At 41.4% G+C, this 11,408-nt stretch carries 11 protein-coding genes; 8 read left to right on the top strand and 3 right to left on the bottom strand.

The window, feature by feature from the left end; translation table 11 throughout:
* Positions 1-6: 6 nt before the first annotated feature.
* Positions 7-777 (bottom strand): queuosine precursor transporter, encoded by a 771-nt coding sequence (locus tag OQX62_RS20260; protein ID WP_265833461.1) that lies wholly within the window; start codon positions 775-777, stop codon positions 7-9.
* 69 nt (positions 778-846) lie between these two features.
* On the opposite strand from OQX62_RS20260, the gene OQX62_RS20265 reads away from it, so the two are divergent.
* Genes OQX62_RS20265 through OQX62_RS20290 form a run of 6 tightly spaced genes read left to right on the top strand, consistent with a single transcriptional unit; the run spans position 847 to position 7,340 of the window.
* Positions 847-1,992 carry a methionine aminotransferase gene (locus OQX62_RS20265; protein ID WP_265833462.1) on the top strand — a complete coding sequence of 382 codons (1,146 nt, stop codon included), beginning with the start codon at positions 847-849 and terminating at the stop codon, positions 1,990-1,992.
* 29 nt (positions 1,993-2,021) lie between these two features.
* Complete coding sequence (locus OQX62_RS20270) at positions 2,022-2,828, top strand: nitrilase family protein (RefSeq protein ID WP_265833463.1); 807 nt, start codon at positions 2,022-2,024, stop codon at positions 2,826-2,828.
* A gap of 8 nt (positions 2,829-2,836) precedes the next feature.
* Entirely contained in the window at positions 2,837-3,874 is a 1,038-nt protein-coding gene (locus OQX62_RS20275) for a N(4)-(beta-N-acetylglucosaminyl)-L-asparaginase (protein WP_265833464.1), read from the top strand.
* A gap of 14 nt (positions 3,875-3,888) precedes the next feature.
* Complete coding sequence (locus OQX62_RS20280; RefSeq protein WP_265833465.1) at positions 3,889-4,620, top strand: copper homeostasis protein CutC; 732 nt, start codon at positions 3,889-3,891, stop codon at positions 4,618-4,620.
* 30 nt (positions 4,621-4,650) lie between these two features.
* The gene (gene lepA, locus OQX62_RS20285) at positions 4,651-6,438 is read left to right on the top strand and encodes a translation elongation factor 4 (protein ID WP_265833466.1); all 1,788 of its coding nucleotides are present in this window, start codon (positions 4,651-4,653) and stop codon (positions 6,436-6,438) included.
* 20 nt (positions 6,439-6,458) lie between these two features.
* On the top strand, positions 6,459-7,340 hold the full coding sequence (locus OQX62_RS20290) for a bifunctional 5,10-methylenetetrahydrofolate dehydrogenase/5,10-methenyltetrahydrofolate cyclohydrolase (protein WP_265833467.1): 882 nt from the start codon (positions 6,459-6,461) through the stop codon (positions 7,338-7,340).
* 73 nt (positions 7,341-7,413) lie between these two features.
* Here OQX62_RS20290 and OQX62_RS20295 read toward each other — a convergent pair whose 3' ends face one another.
* Entirely contained in the window at positions 7,414-7,782 is a 369-nt protein-coding gene (locus tag OQX62_RS20295; protein ID WP_265833468.1) for a Rieske (2Fe-2S) protein, read from the bottom strand.
* 80 nt (positions 7,783-7,862) lie between these two features.
* Here OQX62_RS20295 and OQX62_RS20300 point away from each other — a divergent pair, with 80 nt between their 5' ends.
* Both OQX62_RS20300 and OQX62_RS20305 read left to right on the top strand, forming a co-directional pair.
* A complete protein-coding gene (locus OQX62_RS20300) occupies positions 7,863-8,486 on the top strand; it encodes a 7-carboxy-7-deazaguanine synthase QueE (RefSeq protein WP_265833469.1) in 624 nt (207 codons plus the stop codon).
* 161 nt (positions 8,487-8,647) lie between these two features.
* The gene (locus tag OQX62_RS20305) at positions 8,648-10,543 is read left to right on the top strand and encodes an OmpA family protein (RefSeq protein WP_265833470.1); all 1,896 of its coding nucleotides are present in this window, start codon (positions 8,648-8,650) and stop codon (positions 10,541-10,543) included.
* Positions 10,544-10,592: 49 nt separating this feature from the next.
* On the opposite strand, the gene kdsA is transcribed toward OQX62_RS20305, so the two are convergent.
* Positions 10,593-11,408, bottom strand: coding sequence for a 3-deoxy-8-phosphooctulonate synthase (gene kdsA / locus OQX62_RS20310; protein WP_265833472.1), 816 nt, complete (start codon positions 11,406-11,408; stop codon positions 10,593-10,595).

Consider the following 11,408-nt stretch of genomic DNA (forward strand, 5'->3'; position numbering starts at 1 on the left):
ATTAACCTATCCCCTGCTGGCGAGACTGGTGAGCTTTTCAGCTAACTCCTTGCCCAAATATTTATCAATAACAGCATGTACAACGTATAATATTGGTGTCATCAGTATGGCCACCACAAATTTATAGGTATAATTAACCAGACCAATGGCAGCAACCATCTGCCAGCTCCAATGGTATTGCGGATTCAAGTAAAAGGCAATAAAGATAACCACAAAACTATCTATCAGTTGTGAAACTAAGGTTGAACCCGTAGACCGTAGCCATAATGCCCTTTCTCCTGTTACCTTTTTTATCTTATGAAAAATAAATACGTCTGCAATCTGACCGACCAAAAATGCGACTATAGAGCCAACGATGATCCACATTCCTTGTCCAAAAATTCCTGTAAAGGCATTGTTCATATTTACCGGCTGACCATTAATGGTTTGATTGACCCAGAAATCTGAAGCTGTCAGATGCATTGTACCCCAGATGACCAGAAATGCATAAGCAATCAAAACAGAAGTCAGGATCGATAGAAAACGAACCTGTTTCACTCCAAAGTATTCATTGATGATATCAGTCATGATAAATATAACAGGCCAGGTCACTACACCGGCAGACATATTAAAAGATAAGTTAGGGACGCCAAGCAAATTGATATCAAAATGCTTCAACCCCAGTGTACCTTCAACACTGAATATTTTAACTCCTATAAATTCAGAAAGTATCGCATTGGCCACAAAAAATGCCCCTAGAACGAGCAGCAATTTGCTCTCTTTTGTTTTAAAAGTCATAGCTGATGAAATTATTAAATATATTCGGAATAATATAAGTTTTGAAATATTTTCTATTTTCGTCAACACATGATATCTACATACTCTAAACTTCCGGGTACATCTACTACAATTTTCACAGTGATGTCCCAATTAGCAGCAGAACACAAAGCAATTAATCTTTCGCAGGGATTTCCTGATTATGATATTGACCCTAAGCTGGTGAATCTCGTGGCTGATGCAATGAAAGATGGACATAATCAATATGCGCCCATGACAGGTATTCCGGCTTTGCGGGAATTAATTGCAGATAAAGTGAATCACCTTTATGGTGCCGATTACAATCCCGATACAGAAGTTACCGTAACCGCAGGAGGTACGCAGGCTATATTTACCGCACTGAGCGCCTATATTACAGCAGGTGATGAGGTCATCATTTTCGAGCCGGCTTATGATTCTTATGCACCGACTATAAAAATGCTGGGTGGGTTAGTAAAACCATATGAGCTGGCTCCCCCGGATTATGATATCGACTGGGAAATGGTTAAAAAACTATTTACAGCAAATACGAAAATGATCATTCTGAATAGTCCCCATAATCCAACAGGTGCTGTTCTGCGTGATAAAGATATAGAGGCACTCATCAAACTCACAAAGGATACGGACATTTTGATACTCAGCGATGAGGTGTATGAACATCTGATTTATGATGGTCAGCAACATAAATCTATTGCCATGTACCCGGAACTGCGTGAACGTGCTTTCATTGTTGCCTCTTTCGGTAAACTGCTTCATGCCACAGGCTGGAAAACAGGTTATTGCCTTGCGCCGGAAAACCTGATGAAAGAATTCAGAAAGGTTCATCAGTTTAATGTCTTCAGTGTCAACACGCCAATGCAGGTGGGAATTGCCCATTATCTTAAAGATCCTGCTGTATATATGGATTTAGCCGGTTTTTTTCAGGAAAAGCGTGATTTATTCCGCTCTCTGATCGGTCAAACCAAATTTAAATTATTACCTTGTAACGGTTCTTATTTTCAATGCGTTACCTATTCGCATTTCAGTGACGAAGCGGATACCGTAATCGCGAAGCGGTTAATCACAGACTATGGAGTTGCAAGCATCCCGGTATCAGCATTCTACATCAGAAACACAGACCATCAGGTGCTTCGTTTTTGTTTTGCCAAGAAGCAAGATACGCTTGAAAAAGCCGTTGAAAGATTAATGAAACTTTAATTTACATGCCCTTACGTTAATATTATCATATGGAAAGTCCGAATTACCTCAAAATCAATAATCTAAAAATTACTATTTTTCAGGCTTATTTATTTTGGGAAAATATTGATAAAAACCTGCAGAATTTAACACTAAGGTTATCTTCCGGGGTAAAGGAAAAAACAGATCTTATTGTATTGCCGGAAATGTTTAATACAGGCTTCAGCATGAATGCCGAAGCACTTGCTGAAGAAATGAATGGTAAAACAATGACCTGGATGAAGGACTCTGCCGCAAAATACAACTGTGTCATTACTGGTAGTCTGATCATTAAAGAAAACGATGCTTATTATAACCGGATGATCTGGATGCTGCCTGGCGGTGAATTTCAATACTATGATAAAAGACACCTTTTCGGTATGGGTCAGGAAGATCAAACCTACACTGCCGGAAGTGATCAGATCATTGTAGAACTCAAAGGATGGAAAATTAGATTGGCCATCTGTTATGATCTGCGTTTCCCTGTGTGGCTGCGAAATACTGACGCCGCTTATGATATTCTACTTGTAATAGCTAGTTGGCCGGATAGGCGTATTCCGCATTGGAAAGCATTAATTCCTGCACGTGCAATAGAAAATCAAAGTTATGTGATTGCAGCTAACCGCGTGGGTCATGATGGCAATGAAGTGTATTATAGCGGCCATTCCATGTGTATAGATGCATTTGGTAATACGGTATATTACAAACCAGAAGATGAAGATTTATATACTTTCAGTATCAGTTACGAAGAATTGGTGAAAGTCCGCCAGGGTTTTCCCTTCCTTAAAGATGCTGATGACTTTACTATAAACAACTAAAACAAAATATGCTCGACCGTCGGAAATTTTTAAAAGCCTCTGCCCTGTCAGCTTCCCTGCTGGCTATTGATAAATCCGGGATCGCCGCTGTGCTTCCCTCTACTCCCTTAAATTCCGCTGCTGCAAAACCTATTGTAATTTCTACATGGGACTTTGGAATTGCAGCAAACCATGATGCATGGAAAGTATTGTCCGCTGGAGGCAGATCCTTAGATGCAGTAGAAAAAGGCGTTCAGGTGCCCGAAGCTGATCCTAAAAACCAATCCGTAGGTTATGGAGGTTTGCCGGACAGAGATGGCAAGGTAACTTTGGATGCCTGTATAATGGATGATCTGGGTAATTGTGGATCAGTTGCAGGACTGGAGCATATCGTACATCCAATTTCCGTAGCCAGAATGGTGATGGAAAAAACTCCTCACGTGATGCTTGTTGGCGACGGAGCTTTACAGTTTGCGCTGGAGAATGGCTTCAAAAAAACCAACCTGCTGACTCCTGAAAGTGAAAAAGCCTGGAAGGAATGGCTGAAAACGGCTAAATATGAGCCGGTGATGAATATAGAAAATAAATTATATGATAAAGCCGCACCTACAAAATTACCGGGCAATCAATATAATCACGATACCATAGGTATGCTGGCATTAGATGCCAGGGGCAATTTATCTGGTGCCTGTACCACAAGCGGTATGGCATTTAAATTACATGGCCGTGTGGGCGACAGTCCTATTATCGGTGCAGGATTATATGTAGATAATGAAGTGGGCGGTGCCACCTCCACCGGTGTTGGTGAAGAAGTGATCCGCAATGTAGGAAGCTTTCTTGTTGTCGAACTGATGCGCCAGGGATATGCACCTGAGGCAGCTTGTAAGGAAGCGGTAATGCGTATTATTAAAAAGAAACCAGACATCGCTAAAAATATACAGGTAGGATTTTTGGCACTCAACAAAAAAGGAGAATATGGTGCCTATGCTATACAAAAAGGGTTTAGTTACGCAGTTTGTAATGCCGAAAATCAGGATTTGCTGATTCCGGGACAAAGTTATTATTAGCAGATATGATAAATATGGAAGTTTGCGCTAATTCTGTGAGCTCTGGAATAGAGGCACAGAAAGGCGGCGCTAAACGTATTGAATTGTGTGCCAGTTTAACAGAAGGGGGTACAACTCCCAGTTATTCTCAAATTGCTCTGGCAAAAAAACTGCTGACAATCGAGGTCTTCCCTATCATCAGACCCAGAGGTGGTGATTTTTTATATTCGGACATTGAGTTTGAATCAATGAAGGAAGATATCCGCATTTGTAAAGAGTTAAATTGTGAAGGGGTTGTAATTGGTGTATTAACAGCTGAAGGAAAAATCGACAAGGCACGTTGCGCTGAACTGATCAAACTAGCCCATCCAATGGATGTTTCTTTTCATCGGGCATTTGATATGACTGCTGATCTGAAGGAAGCACTTGAAGATATCATTTCTTTAGGTGTGATCAGAGTCCTCACTTCTGGTGGTAAAGCTTCAGCACTTGAAGGCGCTGAGGTGATTGCAGGTCTAATTGTACAGTCGCGCGGCCGTATCGAGATCATGCCAGGTGCAGGTGTGAATACAGCTAATGTGACTGCCTTAATCAGGTTGACGGGTGCCCGGGTTTTCCATGCTTCCGCAAGGTTGCCTGTTGCTGGTAAAATGCTGTTCCGCAACGAAAATCTGAATATGGGAGCAGATGCTGATGAATACAGTTATTCGCTTACAAACAGTGATCTGGTCAAAAATTTACTTGAACTGGCCGAACTTGCTAAATAGTCGGGGTAAAATTCTATATTTGCGGCACTGATGAAGCACATACGTAATTTTTGCATAATTGCACATATTGACCACGGTAAGAGCACTTTAGCCGACCGTTTATTAGAATACACTAATACAATCACCCAGCGTGAGTCGCAAGCTCAGCTGCTGGATGACATGGATTTAGAGCGTGAGCGTGGTATTACCATCAAAAGTCACGCTATCCAGATGGATTACGAACAAGATGGTCAGAAATATATCTTTAACCTTATTGATACTCCGGGACACGTAGATTTCTCTTACGAAGTTTCCCGTTCTATCGCTGCCTGTGAAGGCGCATTACTGATTGTAGATGCTTCACAAGGTATTCAGGCACAGACAATATCCAATCTTTATCTCGCTTTAGAGCATGATCTGGAAATCATTCCTATCCTCAATAAAATGGATTTGCCGGGTGCAATGCCTGAGGAAGTAAAAGATCAGATCATTGAACTAATCGGCTGTAAGAGAGAAGAAATTATTCCTGCATCTGGTAAAACCGGATTGGGTGTACATGATATCCTTCGGGCTATTGTAGAACGCGTTCCTGCACCTGTAGGAAATCCTGAAGGTGAGCTGCAAGCTTTGATCTTTGACTCTGTATTTGATTCTTTCCGTGGAATCGTAGCTTATTTCAAGGTACTAAACGGAGAAATCCGTAAAAAAGATAAAGTGAAATTTGTAGCTACCGGAAAAGAATATATTGCGGAGGAAGTAGGTACATTGAAACTTAAACAATCTCCTAAAGATGTCATCAAAACAGGTGATGTAGGTTATATCATATCCGGTATCAAAGAAGCCAGAGAAGTTAAAGTGGGTGATACAATCACACATAAAGACAGACCGAGTTTGGAGCCTATTAAAGGTTTTGAAGAGGTTAAACCGATGGTATTTGCCGGAATTTACCCGGTAGACACAGATGAATTTGAGGATCTCAGAGAGGCAATGCACAAATTGCAGCTGAATGATGCTTCGATTGTTTTTGAGCCGGAATCTTCTGCCGCGCTTGGTTTTGGTTTCCGTTGCGGATTCCTGGGCATGCTGCACATGGAGATTATTCAGGAGCGTTTAGAGCGCGAGTTTGACATGACGGTAATCACTACTGTACCCAATGTGTCTTACCAGGCAATGTCAACCAAAGGCGAGCTGATCATCGTCAATAATCCTTCTGATCTTCCGGATCCAAGTAAAATGGAATATGTGGAGGAACCCTACATTAAAGCAAACATCATTACTAAATCTGAGTTCGTCGGACCAGTAATGTCGCTTTGTATTCAGAAAAGAGGAATTATTGCTAACCAATCATATTTAACATCTGACCGCGTTGAGCTGGTATTTGAGATGCCTATGGGTGAGATTGTATTTGATTTCTATGACCGGCTGAAAACAATTTCCAAAGGTTATGCTTCATTTGACTACCATCAGATCGGTTACCGCAAATCTGACCTGGTAAGGCTGGATATTTTATTAAATGCAGAGCCAGTTGATGCACTTTCTTCCCTGATTCACCGCAGTAATTCATATGACTTCGGAAAAAGGATTTGCGAGAAATTAAGAGAATTGATTCCCCGCCAGCAGTTTGAGATTGTTATCCAGGCTTCTATAGGTGCAAAAATTATTGCAAGGGAAACAGTTAAAGCTTTGCGTAAAGACGTTACTGCTAAATGTTATGGTGGTGATATTTCCCGTAAGCGTAAATTACTGGAAAAACAGAAAAAAGGAAAGAAACGCATGCGCCAGGTAGGTAATGTTGAAATTCCACAGACTGCTTTTATGGCAGTTTTAAAATTAGATTAGCAATAGATAATACAATTGATATGCAATTACTGGACGGAAAATTCGCATCAGAAAAAATAAAATTAGAGATCGCCGCTGAGGCTGCTGACTTTTTAGCATCAAGCGGTCGCAAACCACATTTACTCGCTATTTTAGTAGGAAATGATGGTGGCAGCGAAACTTATGTAGCCAGTAAAATGAAGAACTGCGAAAAGGTAGGCTTTCAGTCTTCCCTGATCCGTTATGACGTTACGGTTACTGAAGATGAGTTATTGCAAAAAATAGCAGAGATCAATAGTGATGCCGGCGTTGACGGCATTATTGTACAACTTCCTTTGCCGAAACACATAGATCCGGAAAAAGTTACTGAAGCGATTGACTACCGGAAGGATGTTGATGGTTTCCACCCGGTAAATCTGGGCAGGATGATGCGTAACCTCCCTTGTTTTATTCCTGCTACGCCTTATGGGATTTTATTATTATTAAAGGCTTACGAGATCGATACCACTGGTAAACACTGCGTTGTAGTAGGCCGTAGTAACATAGTAGGCAGCCCGATGAGTATCCTGATGGCGCGGAATGCAAACCCTGGTAACTGTACAGTAACCCTGACGCACAGTAAAACAGCCAATCTGAAAGAGATTGCCCTTCAGGCAGACATTATTGTTGCAGCTATCGGTAAGAAAAACTTTGTAACGGCAGACATGGTTAAGCCAGGTGCAGTAATTATTGACGTGGGTATCAACAGGGAAACTTCCGAAACTACGAAATCCGGATATAAATTATATGGAGATGTAGATTTTGAAAACGTAGCACCATTGTCTTCCTGGATCACTCCTGTTCCGGGTGGAGTTGGATTGATGACGATCGTTGGCTTATTGAAAAACACTTTAGCCTCTGCGAAGAAAGAGATCTACGCCTAATTTATTAAAACATAATGAAGCCGGCAAAATTGTTTTGCCGGCTTTTTATTTTTAAGGTGTTTATTTTATGCGGTCAGAAATAGCTTTTACCGAAAAGGCGGCTAAACAGGCTTTGCTTAAAGCCTGCGTAAATACCATCTGACGTTTCACGCACTGCATAGAGTTCAATGTAGTCTCCCTGTCCCTCAGCTCCCCTCCCATCGTCAAGATGATAAGCATACCGGTGAACTGGACAGATAATCATTTTATCTTTACACCATCCCCCACTAAGCACCGCACCCGCATGGGGACAATAATTTTGTATCAGATGAAGCTGTCCTTCATGCCGGAGTAAACAGCGTTTTTTACCGCCTACCTGTACCTGCATCACAAAGTCACCCTCTGGCAGTTTTTCTTCGATTTTATACCACCGCAAATTATCCTTAGTGCCTGCTTTATTCATAACTTGGTCATTTAAACCAATCGAATATACAGATATTCCCTTTTCCCGTTCATATTTTATTTAACTTTGCCAATTAATATATGGCACACAATATTCCCGCAGACGGCACATTGCTTCCTTTAATGGAAGAGTTTTACACGATACAAGGTGAAGGTTTTAACACAGGCAAAGCAGCTTATTTTATTCGGCTTGGAGGTTGTGATGTGGGTTGCCACTGGTGCGATGTGAAAGAAAGCTGGGACGCAGAACTTCACCCGTTAACACTTGCTGATGATATTGCCGCAAAAGCGGATACTTTTCCAGGTAAAGCTGTTGTGATTACTGGTGGTGAGCCATTGATCTACAATATGGACTACCTGACAAAAAAGCTGCATGAGAGGAATATACTCACCTTTATAGAAACGTCTGGTGCCTATCCATTGTCGGGCGACTGGGACTGGATCTGTCTTTCACCAAAAAAGTTTAAAGCGCCTCGTCCGGACATCACTCCTTTTGCTAATGAGCTGAAGGTAATCGTATTCAACAAAAGTGATTTTGAATGGGCGGAGAAATACGCAGAGACAGTTTCTCCTGCTTGTAAACTTTATCTGCAGCCGGAATGGTCTAAATCAAAAGAGATTACTCCAATGATTATTGATTATGTAATGGCCAACCCAAAATGGGAAATTTCATTGCAGACACATAAATATCTGAACATTCCTTAATCGCCTGAGCGATCCCTTCAGGAGTAGTGAACTCCTGAATAATAGCTATACCTTATTCGGCCACCATTCTTTTGAACAAAACGTATGGTGGCCGAATAAGGTATAGCTTTTTTTTATTAAGTTTATCCGGTCAGATTACCCTTCCCTTATAGCGGACAATTATGAAAAATATAGTTCTATTGTTTTTGTGTCTTTTCAGTTTTACGCTAACCAGCGCGCAGGAATCTACTAATAAAAAAGCGCAGCAGAATTTCGAATACGCTCAGCGCGCTCTGCAGGATAAGGATTATACTGCGGCTGTTAAATTTCTGGAAGATGCAGTTTCGGCCGATTCCCAATTTCAACTGGCCTATGTGCAGCTTGGTGATGTATATAGATACAAAAGAGAGTATGACCGTGCAAAACCATTTTATCTTAAGGCAATTGCTGTTACAACAGTGTCTGCGGATGCAAGAACATACTACTCGCTTGCGGATGTATTATTAAACACGGGCGACTATGCTGCTGCGAAATCCAACTTTATATTGTTTAAACAAAAATACAAGGGAAAAGACCAGGTTATTCTCGGAAGAGCTGATAAATATATAAAGGACTGTGACTATGCGGTACTCGCATTGAGCAAGCCAGAAAAATATATCCCCCTCAATTTGGGCGAAGCCATTAATACCAAAGACAGAGAATATTTTCCAGCCCTGACAGCTGATGGATCCAGTTTAATATTCAGCAGGACAGTGAACGGGAACGAAGACTTTTACATCTCTCAGCTGGTAAATAAAGCCTGGAAACCAGCTGTGCCGCTCAGCAAAAAAATCAATACTAAATTCAATGAAGGTGCGCAGTCTATTTCTCCTGACGGCATGTACCTCTTCTTCACCGGCTGTAACCGTGAAGATGGGATGGGAAGCTGTGATTTGTATGTGAGCCATAAAATTGGCAAAGAATGGGATACACCTTTTAACCTGGGTCCGGGAATAAATTCATCTTCATGGGATTCACAACCAGCAATTAGTCCGGATGGAAATACCTTATATTTTGTGAGTAACCGCCCTGGCGGATTGGGAGGTTATGATATCTGGAAGACGGTATTGAGTACTGATGGAGACTGGAGTAAACCAGAAAATTTAGGTGCGGAAGTAAATACAGCATATGATGAGAATACACCATTTATGCATCCTGATGGAAAAACCTTGTATTTCTCTTCTAACGGATGGCCGGGAATGGGCAATATGGATATTTTCTTTACCCGCAGAGCTGATAGTGGAAAATGGGCTCAACCGGTAAATATCGGTTATCCCATCAACACATTTAATGAAGAGACAGGTTTAATTGTGACACCAGATGGAACGCAGGGTCTGTTCTCTTCCGTCCTGAAAGATGGTTTCGGGGACATGGATATTTATAGTTTCCTGATGCCTTCATCAGCCAAACCTTTACCTATTACTTATGTGAAGGGCATAGTGCGGGATGCTGTAACGCGTGAATTCCTGGAAGCGAAAGTCCAGGTGGTCAACCTAAAAACCAAAGAAAATAAGTTCAGTGATCATACCTCTCCCGAGACGGGGGAATTTCTGGCAGTAATGCCTATGGGCAGTACTTACTCCTTTAATGCCGTAGCTGACGGATATCTTTTTTATTCGGATAACTTTGAACTTAACAATGTGAAAAGTGATCAGCCATACCTTCTGGAAATTAACCTGCAAAAGTTAAAGCCAGGTGCTAATGTAGTATTGAAAAACATCTTCTTTGATACCAATAAATTTGAACTGCTGCCCTCATCGGTTACAGAGCTAACCAGCCTTTTAGAGATGATGCAGAACAATGCTGCTGTCGCCATCGAAATTCAGGGACATACAGATAACGTTGGAAATATAGCAGATAACCAGAAACTTTCGCTGCAAAGGGCGCAGGCAGTTTATACTTATTTAGCCGGCAATAAAATCAATGTGGATCGTTTAAGCTTCAAAGGATTTGGTTCTTCCAAACCAATTGCCCCAAATGCAACTGAAGCCGGTCGTAAGCAGAACCGCAGGACCTCATTTATAATTACCAGGATTTAATAGAACAATAGTGTTTTAGCCGTTTAAAGATCCATAAAAAAAGCGGTGATTAAATCACCGCTTTTCTAACTCTTATCAGCTTTACCAGCAGATCCTCCAGCAAATCGAGGTGGAGCATGTTTGCACCATCAGATTTTGCATTAGCAGGATCAGGATGTGTTTCTATGAATAGCCCATCTGCGCCTACTGCAATTGCAGCTTTGGAGATGGTTTCAATCAGTTGTGGTTTACCACCGGTTACACCACTGCTTTGATTTGGCTGCTGAAGTGAATGTGTTACATCCATCACAACCGGCACACCGAATCCCTGCATCTCTGGCAGACCTCTGTAGTCTACAATCAGGTCCTGATAACCGAATGTATTTCCGCGATCCGTCAGGATCACTTTATTGTTTCCGGCTTCCTGAACTTTTTCTACGGCAAACCGCATGGAACCGGCAGACAAAAACTGTCCCTTTTTAATGTTAACTACCTTACCTGTATTTGCCGCAGCAATCAGCAGGTCCGTCTGTCTGCATAAAAAAGCAGGAATCTGCAATACATCAACATAAGCTGCAGCCATGGCAGCTTCATCGCTTTCGTGAATGTCTGTTACTGTAGGAACGCCAAAAGTGTGACCAACCTTTTCCAATATTTTCAACGCTTTTTCATCTCCTATTCCAGTAAAAGAATCGCCTTTAGACCGATTTGCTTTTCGGTAAGAACCTTTAAAGATCAAAGGTATTTCCAGCTTATCTGTAATGGTGATAATCTTCTCTGCAATTCTCATCGCGATTTCTTCACCCTCTATAGCACAGGGACCAGCCATTAAAAAGAAATTACCCGATGTTGTATGTTTTAATTTATCTAGTTCGAAATTGATCAT

Source organism: Pedobacter sp. MR2016-24, assembly GCF_026239655.1.
Taxonomy (GTDB): Bacteria; Bacteroidota; Bacteroidia; order Sphingobacteriales; family Sphingobacteriaceae; genus Pedobacter.